We start from the raw sequence: 19,873 nt of genomic DNA, 5'->3' as shown, positions 1-19,873 counted from the left end.
TATTATTTTTCCTTATTTTTAGGTAATGCAATACTGAGCGGCGCAAATATATAGATACATATTAGCCCCACTAATACCGTTAATCCGAAACTGAAAATGGCCGGCGTTTTCGAAACGGCCAACATGCCAAATACCCACATCGATGATGCCGCTGACAAACTAATTGCGAGTACATTGCTCGGGCTTAAATTATTGACTTGATAAAACACCAAGTAATCGATTGCCAACGCTAATATCAATAAACAGCCTAATAAATTAAAAATCGACAGCTGAGATTGCAGCGCACTGCAGAGTAGCAGTACAGCCACGGTTGTTAGTACAAGCACTAACGTTTGTTTACACGCCGTTTTAAAACCAAATTTGACGCTAAAGAGTAGTAACGCAAAGGTCATCGCAATGGCCAGTGTTACCAGTAACGAATTTGAGTAATGACTTAAACCTTCGCTTATCATCGCGACTTTATCGTAAACAATTAAATCTGGGTCAGCGTTGGCTAAATCCATCAGCTCGGATTTATTTACACCGGTTACCATAAACCAGCTTGCGGTTAGTGTATTGTTTGAGATCACTTGGTTAGCGATTAACGGCGCTAACGGTGAATTAAGTGCCGCGTTTAAATCAAGCATTGATGTTGAAAGCTCAACGGGCGTCTCTGTCATTTGGCTAACCACACTCATCGCTTGCTGGGCCAAATGCAGTTGCTCGTAGTTTTGCTGTTGTAATTGTTTACTAGGCACTAAGTCACTAAGCATTACAGCAGTGCCATTAAGGCCGAGAATAGTTGCTTTTAATGCTTCTTGTTGTACTAATAACTGCTGCGCATTATCGGCAAATAAAATCATGATTTGGCCATTATCTTTACCTAATAAAGACATATGCAGCGCTTCGTTTTGCATTAAATCAGCAGGACTTGCATTTAACAGCTTTACATCATCATTAATCACAGGGGGCTTTAGTAAAGCAAAAGCACTCAATAACACTAGCATCAGCATACTGAGTGCGACGCGATAATGCGTTAATCGTTTTAAATAACCACTTAACATGTTTGCTAATCGATGCGCAGCAGTGTTAATGGTTAAACCAGCTTGCCAATAAGGCAATAAAATACGGGTGCAAAGCCAAGCTGTAACTAGCCCTGCAACAACGAACACGCCCACTTGACTGAGTAACTGCACCGGTGAGAAAAACAAACTCGCGTAACCGAGTGTGGTGGTTAGTAACGACAACACCAGCGCCAGTTTGAGCCCTTTACTAAAACCTTGTGGCTGCTCGGTTAAATCAAGCATGCCATGAAATGCATAATCGATAGCAATACCAATCAGTGTCACGGCAAACACCATGGTTAATACATGCACTTGACTAAAAATACTGGTCAGCGCGATGGTGCCGCCAATAGCGGCGCTTATCACGGTTACAGAGGCCAGCCACAATGCATTGATCGAGCGAAACACCCACACCACCATCACAATAAGCGCCAGCAAGCTCACCGAACCAAACAAGGTCATTTCAAATTTGGCTTGCTGCGCATTTGCTGCGGTATGAAATAAAGCACCGGCATAGCGAATTTGTGTATCGGGATAGCGGCTTTCAAGCTCAGCGATATAGCCAACTATCTCATTGCTTAAAGCTATTGATTGATTTATTGAAAAGGCATTGTCAGCACTTTGCACGAATAACATTAAATACTCATCACCTTGATAGTTAATGTTAATTCGGCCATCTTGCAGCTCAAATTGCTGCATGTATGCCATAGCCTCAGATAAGAACCCCGCTGTGGCAAGTGTAGGGTCTTGGTTGATAGTACTTGAAACAAAAGGATCAGCGACTTTACTCAATTGGCTAAAGTAATACTGTTGAAAGCGATTAGCATCGCCAATCGCTTGCTTATATTCCTCGGAAACTAAATGCCCTGCGTACTGACCGTAAAATGCTGCCAACTGGGATATTTCTGGTAACTTAAAACGAGGCTCAATATGTTTGCTAGAAAGCCACTGATGTAAATCATCATAAGCTTTTACTGCATTCTCACCACGAAAAGAAAAGCTCAACTGCTGTTTATTAGCCGCAAAAAAGTGTTCTTCGACTTGCTGTAAACGCGGTTCTGACTTTGGCAACAGAGCCAAAATATCATTATTCAACGTAGGCTGTTTTAGAATAAAAACAACCACTAAGGCGCTAACTAATAGGCTCAGCCAAGCGAGCGTTAGGCCCCATGCTTTCACTGTTTTTGCTCTTTATGAGGATAAGCAAAGCGTAATACAGTAAAGTTGCCATTTGCTTCTTGAAGACGCACACGGCTCACTTGCTCTGCTGCTACACATAATTCGAACTGACTAAATAGCTGCTTTAGCAAGTCATCTTTAGGTAATAAAGTCTGACAACCGGGCTCTGCATGCTCTGCCATCGTAAATTGCTCAGCAAGTGCAACTTCATCATGCTTTAAAATCGCTTGCAGTAAATTTACGTATGGCTCCGCGCCTTTTTGTAGCTGCGGCTCACCTTGATCATTAAGGGTATATACTTGCCCTTGCTTGATTAATAGCGTGCTTTTAACCGGAGATTCAACCTGCCAAGTGAGGCCATCTTCAGCAAGTTCAAACGAACCTGTTGAAATAAAAGGTTTACTAAATCCTTTAAAATGCTTCTCTTGGCTAAATGTGCCTTGCTCTGTCACCGCGCTTGATGCAAACACAGGAAAAAAAACGAGCACACTCAGTAACAACACGCTTAATCGCATTAAATCACCTTTTGAAGTTTTTCATGTAGCACAGGCGGCGAAACAAACTGCATTTCTTTTTTCTCTATATCAACCGCAACTTGGATAGTCGTTGCTTTGGTTAACTTTTTACCTGTAGCGCAATCAGTGATTACGTAATCAATACGTAATCGTGTTTCATATTCTTTTAAGTAGGCATCAACGCGGATTTTTTGTGTGAACAATGCTGAGCCGACGTACTTAATATGCATGTCAATAATCGGCCACGCATAGCCAGACTCTTGCATTTGCACATAATCATAATCAAACAAACGCAGTAATTCGCAGCGCGCGACTTCTAAATAACGCGGGTAATTACCATGCCATACCACATTCATTGGATCGCAATCATGAAAAGGAATTTCAATCTCAACATGAGTACTCAGCAACGAGCCACGACTATGCATATAAACTCCAACGTTTTGTTTGGATAGCGTCTACCGTAAAGCGAAGAATAGCCTCTAGAGGACGGTCTTCATCAAGCAGCGGAAAAAACTCGCTAATGTCTTGATACATACTTTGTACATCACTGGTTAAACTGGCAAATTCAAGCTCACCGCTATTAATACGTAAACGCAAACCTTGAATACTCGCGAGCAAGGTACTAGCAACCACTTGCTCGGTAAGTTGCAATATACGCAAACAATCTCGCGCAGCGATGGTTCCCATGCTCACTTTATCTTGGTTGTGACACTCGGTTGAACGAGAAAACACACTTGCTGGCATGGTTAGTTTTAATGCTTCAGCCGTGTATGCACTGGCACCAATTTGGACCGCTTTAAAACCATGGTTAATGTAACGACGTTCATCATTACTCGCCGATAAATTAGAAGGCAAACCATTGTTATAGCGCGTATCAACTAAGGATGCGATTTGTCTGTCTGCTAAGTCGGCTAAATTAGCAACAGCGGTTTTCATGCTATCCATAACCATTGCAATATGACCGCCATAGAAGTGACCACCATGCAATACGTGCTCACCTTCACCATCGATAATTGGATTATCATTTGCCGAATTTAGTTCATTTTCAATCATTTGCCTAAACCACGGCAAACTATCTTGCAGCACACCAATAACATGTGGAGCACAGCGAATTGAATATCTATCTTGTAAGCGGTCAGCATTACGCGGGTGTTCTACATGGTTTAAGTCTCCACGGATCCATGCAGCTACTTGCTGCTGCCCTGGATGTGGCTTCACCGAAAACAAAATATCATCAAAGTGATGACTGTTACCTTTTAATGCAAGGCTTGCAAGGGCTGTTATACGGCTGGTCAATTTAGCTAGATAATCAGCTCTATCATAAGCAAGACATGCCAAAGCTGTCATGACGGCCGTGCCATTCATGACTGCCAGCCCTTCTTTCGGGCGCAGCTTTAATGGCTTTAAGCCAAGTTCTTGCATCACCTCTAGACTGTTTTTAATTTCGCCTTTGTAATACACATCGCGCTCGCCAACCATAGCACCGGCTACATAAGAAAGCGGCGTTAAATCACCACTGGCTCCCACTGAGCCTTCTTGCGGGATCACCGGTACGATATTGTGATTTAAAAAGTCACGTAATAAATTCAACATCTCCCAGCTAACGCCGGAATAACCTTGTGAAAGCGAACTTAAACGGCTCGCTAAAATAGCACGCCCTTGGACTTGATTAAACACATCACCAAGGCCACAACCATGAAATCGAGTAAGATGCAGTGGTAACTCATTAACTAAATCAAGCGGCACTTTTACGGTTACCGAGTCGCCATAACCTGTGGTAACACCATATATCACGCCATCATCTTCAAGCAACTTATCTAAAAACGCGACGGCGCTGTCTATTTTATTCGCAAATTGACGATCTGATGTTAACGCTACAGCACCTTGCTCTAATGCAATATGAACAATATCTTCGATTGATAAACGCTGTTGGCCAAATACGGTAGTCGAGTGCTCTGACACCTTAGTTCTCCTTGTTTTGACTACGAGACACTTGCTCGTCATTTTGCCAAAAATCATAAAAATTAAACCATTGATACGGATAGGCCGCAGCGTAAAAACTGAGCCTTTGCGCATAATCGCTAACAATTTGTTGTAATGTTTGTTGCCTCGTTTTACGCGGTAAAACGAGCTTGTCGGCGTATTTTTCAAAAATCACGCGGTAACATGTCTCGCCATTTGGCTTTTTATCTTTTAAACAAAACAGATGAAACACCGGGCAATCTAACAGCGCAGCTAAAATAAATGGCCCTTGTGAAAAAGGGGCTGGCTTACCTAAAAAGTCCGCTTCAATAACTCTTCCTGCGGTGGTGGTGCTGGTTCTATCACCGACAATCACCACAATTTCACCCTGCTCGACTTTTTCTTTGAGCATAATTGCCATATCTGGGCCAAGATCGGTTACTTGAATGAGGTTTACTGCAACATCCGGATTGATACTTTTCAGTAATTTATTAAATTCAACAGCATGATGCGTAAACACCAATACATTGATCGTTTTACTGTTTCGGTGTTGGCTAAGTGCTCTACACACCTCTAAATTGCCAAGGTGTGAGCCAATAAAAATAGCCCCTTGCTGTTGCTCATCGAGTTGTTTAAACAGCGCTTCGTTGGTGTAAAGAATATTATGTTGCTGAATTCGTCCAAGCCATGCATCTATTTTGTCAAAGGCGCTGTCAGCAAAGCAGCGAAAATGACGGAAGCTATCGCGCCAAGTAACCGCTTTGTTATTGCCATTCACTTTACGCGCTTGGGTTAAGAATGCATGTGACGCTTGGCGGGCAGTTTTGTCTGTTAAAAACAAATAAAACACCACCGGAAACAACACCAACCACAGGCCTTTACGACCAAATACGCGATAGCACACGAGCAATATTTGCATGCCAAAGCGATTGCCACGTTCTTGCATTTTTGACCAGTGCTTTACAGCCATTAGCCAGCCACCTTACGCCAAAGTAGCTTGGGAGAGCGTAGCAACATGCCAAAGAATAAACGCGTATGCAGCCACGAAATTCCCACGTTATCGTGTAAGGCACGAAAATGAGATACACCATTTTCAGGGTAAATAACCTGAGTTGGCAAAAACGTGACTTTAACACCTTGCCAATAAAGCCTGACTAAAATTTCAATATCAAAGTCCATGCGCTTGCCAAGCGCTTGCTTAGCCATTAATTGTTCAACGGCTGCTAAGGGATAAACCCGAAAACCACACATTGAATCAACAATATCAAAGCTGAGCGTTTCTACCCAAACCCAAAAATGGGTGATGTAACGACTCAAATAACGATGCTTTGGCACGGAGCTATCATAAATAGGACAACCACTGATCACCTTGTTAGGTGATGCATTACTTAGTTCAATCAACTTACTAATATCTGCTAACGAATGCTGGCCGTCAGCATCAACCTGAATGGCATGGCTAAACCCTTGCTGATAGGCAGCCAGCAAGCCAGTTTGAACTGCCCCACCCTTACCTTGATTTTGAGCATGGCTTATCAAGGTCAAAAAATCGTACTGTGCGTCAAGCTCTGCAAATACTTGCTTGGCATCAGCGTCACTGCCATCATCAACCATGATTATCGGCAGCTGTAGCTCTTTTAGCTCATCGAGTACAGCAGCAATAGCATGGGTGTGATTGTAATTAGGAATAACAATACAAAACTGGTTCATGGCTTAATCACAAAATACTATTCGACCGGATGCATGTTGGCCTTTGTCTGAGTGATAGCTAAACAGGCACTTGCCTTTTGCATTGCGCTCAAGGGTGAGATTTACCGTCATATCGGGGGTTGTTACCACCTGAAACTTTAACACTTCTAAATCTTGTACTAGTTTGCCAAAACCCAAATATTGCTGAGCATATTTTACTGCCCAATCCAGCTGTACTACGCCTGCTAAAATTGGAGCATCAGGAAAGTGGCCGCGAAAATAATCTAAATCAGCCGCAATGGTTAACGCTAAACTCACGCTAGTTTCTGTTTGTGATAAAACGGCCACCTCTGGGGTCACGTTATTCAGGCTTGGCAAAATACTGCTCCAATGTTTTTAAACTTAATTTAGCTTGGCTGTTAAAAGGAAGTGCATCGATATAGCGCCATTTGCGTGGTAAGCAAATACGTTCAAAGCGGTTTGAGAGGTACGCTTGTAAAGCGCGGTTAACTGCCAGTTTACCCTGCTGTTCAAGCTCTTTAGTAGCCTCATCACTGAGTACAACCACCGCACCAATTTGCACGCGCTTAGCTGGAATAACCACCACTTTTGCTTCTTTTACCCAGTCATGGCTTTGCAGATAACTCTCAAGCTCATCAAGATTTAAACGTTTTTCTTCAATTTTTATCGTTCTGTCTATACGGCCCAACAGTTTAAATTGACCATTTTTATGAACGAGTGCTCTATCATCTAAAGGAAAATTCGATTGCTCTAAAATCGCAGAGTCTAGCATCAAGCGTCCTTCATGATTCAGCCATAAAAAATTACCATTAAACGGCTGCCATGGTACATCAACCGCGGCTTGTGTAACTTGTCGATAAGCAATACCGCCAGTTTCGGTACTACCAAATACTTGGGTAGCAGGGCGAGCTAACTGGTTAAATAAAGTTTCGGCATGCTCATTATTGAGCGGTCCGCCAGAGGAAAATAACCATTTAATTTTGTCACGCTCAGGAATTAACACATTATCAGCACATAAGCGACCAAGTTGCGCAGGGCTTGAAACGAGCGCTGCATAACGAATATTTTTTAGCCTTTGCGCAATATGCTCAGGGTACTGAATTTGTTCACTATCAATTATATGGCCTTTCGCCAACGGCCAAAGTAAGCGAAACAATAAACCGTAAATATGCTGATGCGAAACAGTTGCTAAAAACGTAAATTGGCTGGGTAAGTCAAATGACATTGATAATACTGCAAGCTCTCGATTTAATACCCGCCACGGTTTTACTATTGGTTTAGATTGTCCTGATGAGCCTGACGTATAAAATATAACCGCTGTGTTTGTTGGCCATTGTAAACGGTTAGTTTGCAAAGGCGTGTGACCCAGACTGTGTTCAAGGTTGGTAAATAGCACATCATCATCGATATTGGTCGCATCGCCTGCAAAAAAAGCAGACTGAGCAAGCAATAAACTTAAGGTTTCGTGCTGACCATTAGGCGGAAGAATAACATTATGACCACTACAGGCTAAGGCAAATAAGCGCACTGCAAATTGGTAGGTATCGGGGTGGAATAACACCACATGACTGCCAGCTTTAAGCGCCGTAAGCTTACTTTGATAAGCGGCAATATCAGCAAAAAACTGTGTGTGTGTTATTGGCTGCCCTGCAATAACAAATGCAGCATCTGGGTGAAATTTCAGGTTACTCGATACCATTATTTTTAACCTTTTGTCTAACAAACCATTCCACAAGGCCCAAGAGAGCTATCAAAATATAAGCTACTAGTCCGTTGTACAGTGTCCATGTCTGTAACGAAGTAAATAGGCTAGTGTATAACGCAATACTGCCATTAATAATAAAAAAAGCGCACCATACTTTAGTAACTTGGCGCGTGTAATTAACCCCTTTCTCATCAAGCTCAGGCTCTTTAATTCGAGCAAAACTCTCAATGACTGTTGGGCCACTTTTCAGTGAATAAGCAAAGGTTATGGCCATTACTGTATTTATAATGACCGGGTACAGTTTTAGGCCCAGATCATTGTTAAAAAACTGCGTTGTAGCTAAAGCGATAATAGCTAATATTGAGGCCGGCTTTATCCATGGCATAGATGTGAGCAGCTTTTTGCTCAGCAAAAGCCTTAAACCTAACAATACCATCAGTACCAAGCTCACTTGCCTTATTGAGATATGCTGTAATCCAAAATACACAATAAATGGGTATAAAGATAAGCACACTAAAAGCAGTGTTGTGGTTATCGCTTTGAGCATAGTAATGTTTATGAAACGAGTTTTTCTACTTCATTTACAACATCTTGCACAGTACGCACTTGTTTAAATGCATCTGGCTCAATTTTCTTGCCAGTGATTTCGCGTAGTTTTACAACTAAATCAACAGCATCAATGCTATCAAGATCTAGGTCTTGATACAGGTGCGCATCTAGGCTGATATCATCAGCATCAATCTCAAATTCATCTACTAAAATGCCCTGTAAAACGTTGTAAATGTCAGCAGCGGTTTTCATGCTTATTCCTACTTCTAAGTCTGTATTATGATTGGTGTTGGTTAATAAATTCTGCCAGTGCATCTACTGATGCAAAATGGGCTTTTGTTTGTTCTGAGTTTGCGTCAATTTTAACGTTAAACTCTTTTTTAATGGCTAAGCCAAGCTCTAACGCATCGATGCTATCTAGGCCTAAACCATCAACAAACAAAGGTTGGTCATTTTCAATATCATCCACGGTAATATCTTCAAGATCTAAGCTGCTAATGATTAATTGTTTTATTTGGTTCTTTAGTTCAGTCATAGGTGCCTGAGTTCCTCTGAAAAGTAATGTTGCAAATCACGGGTTAATTGTCGTGCTTGCATAGCGGGTTGTTCATTATTAAATGTATCGTTAAACGTAAATCGGTCAGTGGCAAAGCGCATCTCAAAATGCGCTTTTGTTGCGGCAACGCAATACCATGGTGTGCCTTTGGTCAAAGTGCTGGGTTTCATACTAATCAGCACTGAGGTTATAGGGGCTTTACAACGCGCAGCAATATTTGCCGCACCACGCTTAAATTTTAACTGTTCACCTGGGGTTGTGCGGGTGCCTTCAGGAAAGATAATCAGGTTATTTCCAGCAGCGAGTGATGCTTCACAATCATTCAGTAACTCTTGCGGGTCTTCATTACTAATATAACCTGTGCCTTTAATTACACCGCGCATAAATGGATTTTTAAATAGGTGTGCTTTGACCACGCAGTCAGCATTTTTAATCACAGATATCAGCACTACAACATCAATTAATGAGGGGTGATTGGCAAGCACTAGCTGCCCCTTAAGATCATGAAATTTCTGTTTATCTTGCACAGAAAAATGGATAGCACCGGTGTAATGCATTAAAGCAACAAAGAATTTAAAACTATAGTGAACAGTTAAACGGGCTTTCTGCTTACGTTTAAATTCACAAGGTTCCAAAAATCGTTGAATAGGTAAAATCAACAAGGTAAGTAAAATACCGCCAAACCCAAAAACAGCAAAGCAAAAACCAGTTGCTAATACACGCCAAATTTTGTTCAGCTTTTTATATAAATTAGCCACCATGGTACTGTAGCATCCAAGCTGATTGTTGATGTGTCAGCAGCGATTGTGATCCTTTGCTTGCTAAAGCAGCTGCTAACTGTAGACTCAAGGGTAAGCACGAGTCACTTTGAGAGTGTTCAGATTCAGGAAGTTTTGTTAATTCAAAATACGGTTTGTCTACCTGAACTTTGGATAATATGAACGACACACTATGAGCGATTTGTTGCTCATCGCTAAATGGTAAGTATTCATCAGGTAATACACTTTCGGCATGGGCAACCAAAATTTGCTGCTCAACACCACTCTGGACACGTGCAAAACCATCAATCATGGCTGAAATAATGCTGTCTTGACCACCTGCTATGGCATTCATCGGGGCTTTGTTTTTTGCAATAATCGAGAACAAGCCTGTTGCAGCATTATGTACACTCAAACCAAATGCGGTCGGAGAAAGCGGTTCTTGTTCAACAAGTGAATGCAATAGCTGCGCTGTTTTAGGTAAGTCGCCATGACGAGATGAAAAATTAACGGCTAACTGCTGATGCTCACCTTGCGCTTGATGCATAGTATGAAGTGCCATTTTCATAAACGGGCTTAGACGGCGGCGCTGCATTGGTGCAACCCAGCTTAAATCAAGGTCAGGGTGATCAAGATGGCTTAATTCTGCAATTTGTTGCTCGGGCGCAACCCATACACACAAATTATTAACAACAAATTTCACAAATATTATTCTTTTAGCGCCAAACGATTGCTAATTTTACCCATAAGGCATAAAAAAGTAAAATAATGGTGCTTAATTGTAGTGAAATTAAGCACCCATTCATCTTTATCGTAAAATAACGTCTTTTTCGTCTAAAAGTTGTGCTTTTTCGCCTACTATATCTGCAATATCAAGTTCGTTAATGTAGTCTAAACCGATTTCTTGCTGCGCACATGTAAGTGGCACATAAGGAAGACGGAACACAGGGTTCACGGCGCCTGTCATCATCAGCGCCGTATTAATAGCGATTGGGTTAGGTTCGCAGAATAGCCAGCCCATAAGTGGCTGCAGTTTTGCATTAAGTGCATCATTTTGCTCATCCATTAACTGACGGAACAAGCCCGGAATAATGTTAGATGTAACCGAAATAACACCGTGAGCATTATGAATGTGCCGTGCATCATGTGCTTCATCGTCATTACCAGACCAACAAGCAATACCTTGCTGTTCATAATGAGCAATACGCTCATTGCCACCGCACTCTTTTACACCGATAAAGTTTTCGTGCTTAGCGAGTGGCTCAATGATATCTGGTGTTAAATCTTGGCCTGTACGACCTGCTACGTTGTAGATAAACGCAGGACCAATATCAAGTAAACGGTTAAAGTGCTCTTTCACACCCGCCAGTGACGTGCGCCCGTAATAAGGGTTGATTTGTAACGCGGCATCCATACCGGTGGCAAAACCATACTGGGTTGCTTTAATCGCTTCACGCGTGTTGTTGCTACCTGTATTACCAACAATTAATAAACGATCAGAGAATTTGCTAACACTGTGTGCTATTAGCATCAAGTGTTCTTCCCAATTCATTAATTGGCCTTCACCTGTGGTACCGCCGACGATGATGCCATCAACACCAGCTGCAATTTGCTCCTCAACAAGGTCGTCATAACATGCAAGATCAATGTCACCATTAGTTAAATACGGTGTTTTTATAGCGGTGATCAAACTTGCTTGTTTAATTGTTTCTAGGTTGCGCATAACTTTTTTAATGTTTGGAAAATTTGCGCTAGTTGTATCATAAACACAGGCATTTTCCGAGTAATGAGCTGCAATAAATAAAAATACTTGAGAAAAAATCAAAGTTAAGCCAAAATCAAACACTGTATAAATTAACAGTATTTATTGTGAGTATTTGATAATGCAACTTTCTAAATTTTTGGCAACCTACTTTTATACTACCGAAGAGCTGTGCCATACCCTCTCAATTGATGAGGAAACGCTATCGGCATGGCAACAAAGTAGTTTATTTCCAAAACCGAGTTACTGTTTACAGAGTCAATTAGAATGCAGTTCGTATTCGGGCATTTATCAATGCGAAGAATATCAAGACTATTACCCTCGTGGCGCCGCTAGTTGGGGGCAATTAATTATCAAACATGACATAACCTCATCCTGCCAAGCGTTTAATTATTTTGCTCAGCAATATTCGAATCAACTTAGTAAGCTTGCCGAGCAAGGCTTTGCTATCAATGAAGAATTATTTGGCAGTGAAATTGACGAGCACTTACAGCAAGTTTGGCAACAGTTTTTATGCAGTAAATACGGTGTGCTCACACAAAATGGCTTAGTTGAAGAAGCCGTACAGCTAGATGTGGCCAAGCTATTGATTGATGATATTACTGAAATGCGCAATAAAACAGGTTTAAACATGGATGAACGTCAAAGCTTGCATAAGGCACTCAAATTAATGAACCGCGCGATAAGTCATGGTACGGGCAACGAAGGTAAAAACACCTTACGCCATCGTTATATTGATGACGTAGTGGCAAAATACGACTTGTCTGTAAAATAGTTAATTTTAAATTACTGATTGTTGATAGAGCAACTAATGACCAGCTGCTCTAGGTATAATTTAAGATTGATCATTAAATTAATAAGAAAAGTCGCAGTACTCTTGGTTTAAAACTTAGCGCTAACACACACAAGCTAGCGCTAAATGTTATGGTTGCAAACCAATACACAAACCCAAGTGCGGTTCCCCAAATAAATAAAGCAAAAATGATTGCAGCAAGCATAAACCCCGCACCAAATGCAGCCACTAAATAACGAGTAATTCTATTTGGCCGCCTTTTAGAAAAAACGAGAGTATAGTTTTTTGTGATTGTAAAGCTTAAATAAACAATACCTAAAGTTACCAAAATAAACTCTAACAAAATTAACATACCTGCTCCTTTCTACCCACAGTAATAGCTGATATAAGAAGTAATACTGCTGTAACTAACATTGAGATATCAAACCCTAACATCAGCCAATCTTGATTGAAGAAACTAACCAAAAGATTATGATCGGTTGTTAATGCATTTATTAGCGGAATAAGCATGTAAGAGAATGCGGCGACATACAAAAGTTTTGGCCATAAACTCGCCCTTTTGTAAAACAGACTGAATAATAAACAGCTCGCTAAAGCGATAAACAAGCTATGCATTTCCCATTCAGCACGATCAACAAAGCCCACTGGGAGTAAGCGGTTGCTTATAAAATAGCATGCCACACCAACTGGCAACCCGACTATAAAACCTGCATTTAATCGCGACAGTAAAGGAAGGGTATACGTATCCTTAGATTGCTTTTTCTTTAACCAAATAATGGCACCTGAAGCGACCATTCCAGCTCCAAATAAGCCGGAAATAAAATACAACCAGCGTAAATAAGGCCCTGCAAATAACCCTTCATGCAAATGTTCAAGAATATCATATACTTTTGCAGCAGCGCCTGCTTTTCCTTGCTGAAGGGTCATTTCAACATACCTTTCACTTAAACTGTACGTAACTAGTGAGGCATATTCGATCCCCTTGCCTGCTTCAAACCAAACTTCATAAGTTGGTGACGCTGTATCTCTATTTGTTATTCCCAAATAGCTAATGTTTTTATTTCCAAAACGTGTTTTGGCGTCCGCTAAAACAGCGCTTAATGATAAAGATTGAGATGCAAAGTCGATACGTTGAGTATCAGTTAATTCTAGTTGTGCTAAATCATAAAATTCTCGATGCTTTGCTCTTCCTTCACCAAAGGTACTTTCAATAACAGGTGCCATAGATACACTCATTAACAAAACTAAGCCACTGTAAGTTATCATCAAATGAAAAGGCAAAGGTAAGACGCTAAAAACATTGTGAATATCAAGCCAAGAACGTAAACCTTTGTTACTTCTAAAAGTGAAAAACTCTAGAAATATTTTTTTATGAATAATTACACCCGTAACAAGTGCTATTAACATCAACATAGTACCGACACTAGTTAATATATAGCCTGCGACTAACGGCATGTAATGCAAATTATAATGCAAGCGATATAATGTTTCGCCTCCACTTGTATTTCGTACTTCTCGTATTTCACCATTTAGGGGATCAATATTCTTTTCGTGCCATTGCCTTGGAATATTTAAGTTAGGATCTGCCAGTTGTAACCATGAAATTTCAATATACGGATCGCGTGAACTTGGGTAGCTGATGTACCATTGTGATGCTTCTTTGGCATGTTGATGTAATTCTTTTTCAGCAATGTTCAATACAATTTCATCAGCGATATCTTGATTGGTAATTGCAAGTTCAGGTTTCATCCAGCGATCTATTTCATTTTCAAAATAACCCAAACTTCCGGTAACGAAAATAAAATAAAGTAACCACGCAAATGAGAAGCCTGCCCAAGTGTGCAACCAATTCATTGATTGCCTAAATCGTCCTTTCATGTGTTACCTCCACCTTGAAAAAACAAGTTTATGCTTAAAAAGGTTCCACAAGACAGCATAATGAAAAGAGCTGCTTTTAATGAGGTTTTTACAGAAAAAACAACAATTACAGCAATGGTATAGACGATAAAGCTCAGCATCATACCTGCCGCAATATCATCCACTCGACCATCGAGTACAACATCCGCAACAAACACGGCAAATAAATAAGATAGGTAGTAGCCTCCAACTAACGATAGAAGCACGCGAAAGATGACCTGTATAGCAAGTGTGTGATCAGATATTTTTTTCATTGACGGTATTTTAAAAATAAATGAAATGAGGTACTGCACTGTACTAGAAAAACACAGTGCAGCTATGTGAACTAAATAACTTCAATATGTAAATATCAAGAAATTAATTTAGAAACGATATGAAGCACTTAAACGTATATCGCGGCCTTGTTCTTTTATGCCCACCACGCTTTCGTATCCTGGGATGTGGCCGTAATCAGCGACACTACCATGACTACGATAAGATTCATCGAATAAGTTTTGAATAGATATATCTAATCGCAAACTTTCAAACGGCTCATAACTCACATAAGCATCAACCAGATCATAGCCAGGTTTATTGATCGTTTCTAACTCACTAACCCAACCAAGTTCCATCGAGCGATGAAAAACTTCAATATTATTTAAGCTTGCAACGTTCTGATAGTTAATGCCAAATTTTAAATCATCACTAATTTGATAATTAAAGTTAACATTAATTGAGTCACCAACCGCATTACCTAAACCGCCATACTCATACGCCGCAAGTTCAATACCATCCAACTCAACTACACTGTACCCTGAGTCCGTATTTGTATCGGGCCATACAAATTGAGTATTATTAAGCTCAACGTCGTTATGGTTAAAACTAATGATAATATCAAAGTTATCCGCTTGATAACCTGCTACAAGCTCAACACCTTGTGTTTCAAGATCGCCAATGTTTTCATAAAAAACACCTTCCCGACCTTTAAATTTATCGAATACCACATCATTGATAGTACTTTGATATACAGACGCTTCAAATAACCAAGTTCCATCATTATATTCTAAACCAACCTCGGCATTTTCAACCTCTTCCGGCTCCAGAGCTGGGTTAGGAGTTAATTCACCCACAGTAAATGCATCTGCGACTTGACGACCTCTGAGTGCTTGCGCATAACCCGCCGTCAGTTTAATGCTTTCATTAAACTGATAGGTGAAGCCTAGGTTACCACTAAAACCATCTTGCTTATCTGTAGAGTATTCACTTGATGAGGTAATAGGGTTGCCATTTGTGTCAGTTTCAACGACCCAAACACCATCAACTTTAATCCAGTTAGCCTCTTCACCTTTGTGGTCAAGTTCATAAGCATCATAGCGTACACCTAGGCTGAGTAATAAAGCATCTGTGAGCTGCCAATGATCTTGTAAATAAAGTCCTGTTACAGTGCCTTCTTCATCAAAAATCCCACCAAAGTCTTCATATGATTGAGAGTCAACTTCATCCACCTTTTGCTCTATACCATAAGTTATTGAGTGTGAGCCTAAGTCTGAGATGTTGCGAAAATCAAAACCTGTCGTTTTAATTGATGCATCCCATGTGTAAAGTTCTCGTTTAAATGATGATTCAGTTTGATATAACGTGGTCTCAAGATTAATTAAATCACTACGGTACCATGCATGATTGATAACAAATGTTTCACGCTCGCCCCAAGAATCAAACAAAGGATCTGTCTCTAAAGGTGCCCAGTTAGTTTGTTTTCCAAACTCACCTTCTTCTTTTCTTCTCTCATAACTAACTGTTAATGTTTGGTTTTCAGTTAGTTCAGCGTTGACCTTAACAAATCCTAAAGTTTGATCTGCCCCGGTTCCAGGAATTTCTTCTCCATCACCGTCTTCCATATCTTCACGACTAACATTTACATACGATGCCAGAACATTGACAGACTCAGTCACGCGGCCAAATAAAGAGATGCTTTCTTTGTGACCTTCATTCGAGAAGTAACTAGCTTTAAGTATACCGCCGAACTGCTCGCTTTCACTAAGCAGATCATCTGCTGATTTTGTTTTGAAACGAATTGCACCGCCAACTGCACCACTTCCCGCAGTTGCTTCACCAGCCCCAGCTTGTACTTCAACACTACGCAACAATTCAGGTTCAATAGCCACACGACCTATATGGTGAAATAATGTACTTGTCTGCGGGGCACCATCTACAGTGACATTTAACATTGAATCTTCAATGCCACGTACAAATATTTTTTGCGCGATTCCTAATGAACCACCAACGGTAACTGAAGGGGTGTGTCGAAAAATATCTTCTAAATCATTTGCCTGATAACTTTCAAGCTCTTCGGGTGTAATTGCAGAATTTGTTGTTGCACCCACTACGGTAATTTTTTCTATCTTCTTTTCGCCATCTACTTTTTCTAAGTCTTCTGCATTAGCGTAAAAGGTCGAAGCTGTAGACAAAATGATTGCGGTTAAAGTATTTAATTTAAATCGATGCTGGTTACTTATTTTGGTTTGCATGAGTGATTCTCTAGTTAACAATTAGAAGTTAATTAGAATTATTACTATTTAGAAAGGATAAAAGTAGCAATTTTACAATTGTTACATTTAGTAAATAGGAATCATTATCACTGCAGTCAGACCTAACTTTGCATTGTTCTGTAATTTGACAGATGCTCTGACACTCTCTAAATGACGTTTTGCTAAAGCAAGCCCTAAGCCAAAACTATCACCTTCAGCGATTCGCGCTTGGTCAACTCTAAAGAATGGTTCAAATACCTTTTCTAAATACTGTGATGGAATACCTGGGCCTTGATCGCATACACTTATTAAAAAATAGTTACTTTCATTTATTAATGTAACACTAACCGTTTTGCCAATTGGTGTGTAACGTAACGCATTGCGGATAATATTCTCTATCGCAGGAGCAAGTGCTCTGTGACAGGTGTTGTAAACCAATGCACTGTCTTCAGAAGTAAAAATAATATTATGTTCTGGGAATTCATATCGGGCATCATCTAGAAGTACATCTAGTAAATCAACTAAATCCACACTTTCTTGTTGAAGAATTGGCTTTTCATTATCAAGCCAAGCCAGTGTTAAGCTATCTTCAACTAGTTTACGAATGTGCTTTGACTCTCGATTTATTCGCTTTAAATATACCTCTGCATTCTCTAGTTCAAAATTAGAAACTGTAATGTCTAACCGAGTAAGCGGCGTTCGTAACTCATGAGATAAATCACCTATTAGCTGTCTTTGAGCATTGATCAATTCACCTATTCTGATAGCCATTTTATCAAAGGTTTTAGCCAAATCAGCCAGCTCATCATTACGACGACCTAAATGTTCAGCGACGCGTACTGAAAAATTTCCTCGACTAAATTCAGTTGTAGCTCTTTTAAGTTTTTGTAAAGGTGTAATGATGTGAAAATAAATTGTGAATGACAAAATAGCCAAAACCAGCATAGGTACAAGAATTTGTAAGGCAAACTTTGTTGTTGTCCAATGGCTCCCAGGACGCATACGTTCAGGCAGTTTTATTAAGAAACTCATCTCCCCATTCGAAAAGGGAAGCTCCATAACGGGGTTTTCAGCAAAATACAAATGTATTTTCCATTCGATACTTCTTCCAAAATGATAAGCCCCCACTATATGTTTATCTATTTCATCTCCCGCTATATGCAAAGCCTTAAATCCAGCGATTGCGACATAAGTATGCTCTTGCTCTTTAAGTTTCTTAAGCCAGGACTCTAATTCTTGTAATTCTCCAGCATCATAGAAAGACTCAGCTTTAGCCGCCCATGCTTTTAATTGAGCACGATCTTGCTCGGCAATAAAACTCATACTCTCTTCAGTTTTTAGGGTGAAAATATGGATCAGATAAAAAAAAGACACTAGTCCTGTGGCTAAGATTAAGCATAGCTTCCATAACAAACGCCTTTTCATTTGAAACAATAACCTTTGCCATGAACCGTTTGTAAACGTTCACCATTCCAATTTGCAAGGGTCAACTTTCTTCTTACACGACTTAGATGCATATCAAGGCTTCGATCATAAGCGCCGTACTTTTTATTCAAAACTGATTCATATAACGATGATTTGCAAATTACTTTGTTTTTGTTAGCAACAAGCTCCCAAAGTAACTTAAATTGAATGGGTGTAAACTCAATAGATTGTGAATTTACTTGAATCGATTGCGTTGCTGCATTTAAATACAAGCCATCGACTGTAATTTCAAACTGATTTGTAATCTGCGTATTACTTTGACTTCGCCTGAGCAGGCTTTCAATACGCAATAATAACTCTTTAGTGTTAAAAGGTTTAGCCACGTAATCGTCGGCACCATGACTTAAACCGACTATTCGTTCTTCTTCTGCACCTTTTGCTGACACCATGATTACCGGTACTTGAGATGATTTTCTCAGCAACTTAAGCAAGCTAACACCATCTAATTTTGGTAGCATTTTATCTAACAATACCAAATGATGCTGCTGCTTTAACGCAAGTTGTAAACCAACCTCACCATCAAAACATTGTTCAACACAATAACCTGATTTTGTTAATAAATCTTTTAAATAACTACTCAGTGTAGTGTCATCTTCTATCAGTAAAACGTTAATTTCAGCCACAAGGTAAAAACAAATAAGAATTAATTGTATTTACAATGATAAAGTCTGCCCCTATAAAAGGCAATAAAGGAAACGTTACTTACGATTAATCTAAATGCTCGTACTGACCTCGATACACTTCAAAAGTTTTTACGACAGTGTGTTGCTCTTTACTTAGATTATCAAACCAGGTATCGAAACGCTCATCATCATCTTGTTCACTTAACGCTAAATACTGGGCCAATAATTCAATAATATCGTTGTGAGTACACGACAAGGTGTCTACATGATTAGCTAAAACAGAATGGTCTTTATCGCGAAGCGTGTTCATTACATTTTGATCTAGTTCTTCACGGCTAGTTTTATCATTCACTTCCATATCCCTCTTAAAAATAAGCACGCATACCTAGTTATAACAGCCTTATCGACAATATCCAGCTTTTTAAATCTAACTGCTTATTGATTGTTCAGCTTGTACAAATTTAAGACAATGCGATATAAATAAGAATCATTTTTATCTTGATCTAAATAGTCAACCACCCTATAATCGCTACATTATCACATAACAAACAGGTGCATTATGAAGCCAAATATCCACCCTGATTACCAGCAAGTCGCTTTTCATGATACAGCGGCAGACAGCTACTTTATTATTGGTTCGACAATCAAAACTACACGTACGATCGAACTTAAAGGCAAAACTTATCCTTATGTACCAATTGACGTATCAAGCGATTCGCACCCGTTCTATACCGGTAAACAAAAAGCCGTTGCGAGCGATGGCCGTGTTGCAGCGTTTAATCGTCGTTTCAAAAACTTGGCGAGCAAATAGT

Annotated in this window: 23 protein-coding genes; 2 read left to right on the top strand and 21 right to left on the bottom strand. The window is 40.0% G+C overall.

Annotation, left to right across the window (positions count from 1 at the left end; translation table 11 throughout):
* Positions 1-2 precede the first annotated feature (2 nt).
* From L1266_RS08325 to dapA, 14 genes are all read right to left on the bottom strand, one after another.
* Positions 3-2,222, bottom strand: a complete 2,220-nt coding sequence (locus L1266_RS08325) for an MMPL family transporter (RefSeq protein WP_235377284.1) — start codon at positions 2,220-2,222, stop codon at positions 3-5.
* A complete protein-coding gene (locus L1266_RS08320; RefSeq protein ID WP_235377283.1) occupies positions 2,219-2,737 on the bottom strand; it encodes an outer membrane lipoprotein carrier protein LolA in 519 nt (172 codons plus the stop codon). The genes L1266_RS08325 and L1266_RS08320 overlap by 4 nt, the downstream gene beginning before the upstream one ends.
* Entirely contained in the window at positions 2,737-3,162 is a 426-nt protein-coding gene (locus L1266_RS08315) for an acyl-CoA thioesterase (protein ID WP_054554548.1), read from the bottom strand. The genes L1266_RS08320 and L1266_RS08315 overlap by 1 nt, the downstream gene beginning before the upstream one ends.
* On the bottom strand, positions 3,155-4,699 hold the full coding sequence (locus L1266_RS08310; protein WP_235377282.1) for an HAL/PAL/TAL family ammonia-lyase: 1,545 nt from the start codon (positions 4,697-4,699) through the stop codon (positions 3,155-3,157). The genes L1266_RS08315 and L1266_RS08310 overlap by 8 nt, the downstream gene beginning before the upstream one ends.
* A 1-nt stretch (position 4,700) precedes the next feature.
* On the bottom strand, positions 4,701-5,669 hold the full coding sequence (locus L1266_RS08305) for an LpxL/LpxP family acyltransferase (protein ID WP_235377281.1): 969 nt from the start codon (positions 5,667-5,669) through the stop codon (positions 4,701-4,703).
* Positions 5,669-6,406, bottom strand: a complete 738-nt coding sequence (locus L1266_RS08300) for a glycosyltransferase family 2 protein (protein WP_138599437.1) — start codon at positions 6,404-6,406, stop codon at positions 5,669-5,671. Before L1266_RS08300 ends, L1266_RS08305 begins: the two co-directional genes overlap by 1 nt.
* Before the next feature lie 3 nt (positions 6,407-6,409).
* Positions 6,410-6,763, bottom strand: a complete 354-nt coding sequence (locus tag L1266_RS08295) for an ApeI family dehydratase (RefSeq protein ID WP_119853021.1) — start codon at positions 6,761-6,763, stop codon at positions 6,410-6,412.
* Positions 6,747-8,105, bottom strand: coding sequence for an AMP-binding protein (locus tag L1266_RS08290; RefSeq protein ID WP_235377280.1), 1,359 nt, complete (start codon positions 8,103-8,105; stop codon positions 6,747-6,749). The genes L1266_RS08295 and L1266_RS08290 overlap by 17 nt, the downstream gene beginning before the upstream one ends.
* Complete coding sequence (locus L1266_RS08285) at positions 8,092-8,547, bottom strand: hypothetical protein (RefSeq protein ID WP_235377350.1); 456 nt, start codon at positions 8,545-8,547, stop codon at positions 8,092-8,094. Before L1266_RS08285 ends, L1266_RS08290 begins: the two co-directional genes overlap by 14 nt.
* A gap of 119 nt (positions 8,548-8,666) precedes the next feature.
* Positions 8,667-8,912, bottom strand: coding sequence for an acyl carrier protein (locus L1266_RS08280; protein ID WP_054554554.1), 246 nt, complete (start codon positions 8,910-8,912; stop codon positions 8,667-8,669).
* 25 nt (positions 8,913-8,937) lie between these two features.
* Positions 8,938-9,195 (bottom strand): phosphopantetheine-binding protein, encoded by a 258-nt coding sequence (locus L1266_RS08275; protein WP_166340783.1) that lies wholly within the window; start codon positions 9,193-9,195, stop codon positions 8,938-8,940.
* Positions 9,192-9,977, bottom strand: a complete 786-nt coding sequence (locus L1266_RS08270) for a lysophospholipid acyltransferase family protein (protein ID WP_235377279.1) — start codon at positions 9,975-9,977, stop codon at positions 9,192-9,194. Before L1266_RS08270 ends, L1266_RS08275 begins: the two co-directional genes overlap by 4 nt.
* The gene (locus L1266_RS08265) at positions 9,967-10,677 is read right to left on the bottom strand and encodes a beta-ketoacyl synthase chain length factor (protein ID WP_199528719.1); all 711 of its coding nucleotides are present in this window, start codon (positions 10,675-10,677) and stop codon (positions 9,967-9,969) included. Before L1266_RS08265 ends, L1266_RS08270 begins: the two co-directional genes overlap by 11 nt.
* Before the next feature lie 105 nt (positions 10,678-10,782).
* Positions 10,783-11,697, bottom strand: a complete 915-nt coding sequence (dapA, locus tag L1266_RS08260; protein ID WP_235377278.1) for a 4-hydroxy-tetrahydrodipicolinate synthase — start codon at positions 11,695-11,697, stop codon at positions 10,783-10,785.
* Between the two features lie 160 nt (positions 11,698-11,857).
* Between dapA and L1266_RS08255 the strand changes: the two genes are divergently transcribed.
* Positions 11,858-12,511 carry a DUF6058 family natural product biosynthesis protein gene (locus L1266_RS08255; RefSeq protein WP_235377277.1) on the top strand — a complete coding sequence of 218 codons (654 nt, stop codon included), beginning with the start codon at positions 11,858-11,860 and terminating at the stop codon, positions 12,509-12,511.
* A gap of 73 nt (positions 12,512-12,584) precedes the next feature.
* On the opposite strand, the gene L1266_RS08250 is transcribed toward L1266_RS08255, so the two are convergent.
* From L1266_RS08250 to L1266_RS08220, 7 genes are all read right to left on the bottom strand, one after another.
* Positions 12,585-12,881: a DUF3325 domain-containing protein gene (locus tag L1266_RS08250; RefSeq protein ID WP_235377276.1), complete on the bottom strand. Its 297-nt coding sequence runs from the start codon at positions 12,879-12,881 to the stop codon at positions 12,585-12,587.
* Positions 12,875-14,407 carry a PepSY-associated TM helix domain-containing protein gene (locus L1266_RS08245; protein WP_235377275.1) on the bottom strand — a complete coding sequence of 511 codons (1,533 nt, stop codon included), beginning with the start codon at positions 14,405-14,407 and terminating at the stop codon, positions 12,875-12,877. Before L1266_RS08245 ends, L1266_RS08250 begins: the two co-directional genes overlap by 7 nt.
* Positions 14,404-14,700 (bottom strand): hypothetical protein, encoded by a 297-nt coding sequence (locus L1266_RS08240; RefSeq protein ID WP_235377274.1) that lies wholly within the window; start codon positions 14,698-14,700, stop codon positions 14,404-14,406. The genes L1266_RS08245 and L1266_RS08240 overlap by 4 nt, the downstream gene beginning before the upstream one ends.
* Positions 14,701-14,808: 108 nt before the next feature.
* On the bottom strand, positions 14,809-16,953 hold the full coding sequence (locus tag L1266_RS08235; protein WP_166340777.1) for a TonB-dependent receptor: 2,145 nt from the start codon (positions 16,951-16,953) through the stop codon (positions 14,809-14,811).
* 87 nt (positions 16,954-17,040) lie between these two features.
* A complete protein-coding gene (locus L1266_RS08230) occupies positions 17,041-18,276 on the bottom strand; it encodes a sensor histidine kinase (protein ID WP_235377273.1) in 1,236 nt (411 codons plus the stop codon).
* 98 nt (positions 18,277-18,374) lie between these two features.
* A complete protein-coding gene (locus L1266_RS08225; RefSeq protein WP_166340775.1) occupies positions 18,375-19,061 on the bottom strand; it encodes a response regulator transcription factor in 687 nt (228 codons plus the stop codon).
* An 85-nt stretch (positions 19,062-19,146) separates the two neighbouring features.
* Complete coding sequence (locus L1266_RS08220) at positions 19,147-19,371, bottom strand: hypothetical protein (protein ID WP_410445870.1); 225 nt, start codon at positions 19,369-19,371, stop codon at positions 19,147-19,149.
* A 249-nt stretch (positions 19,372-19,620) separates the two neighbouring features.
* On the opposite strand from L1266_RS08220, the gene L1266_RS08215 reads away from it, so the two are divergent.
* Complete coding sequence (locus L1266_RS08215) at positions 19,621-19,872, top strand: type B 50S ribosomal protein L31 (RefSeq protein WP_054554560.1); 252 nt, start codon at positions 19,621-19,623, stop codon at positions 19,870-19,872.
* The last annotated feature ends 1 nt before the right edge of the window (position 19,873 follow it).

This window comes from Pseudoalteromonas sp. Cn5-37 (genome assembly GCF_021532495.1).
GTDB classification, from domain to species: domain Bacteria; phylum Pseudomonadota; class Gammaproteobacteria; order Enterobacterales; family Alteromonadaceae; genus Pseudoalteromonas; species Pseudoalteromonas simplex.
Note: the sequence above shows the minus strand (reverse complement) of the source record. Positions and strands in the feature narration are given on the sequence as shown.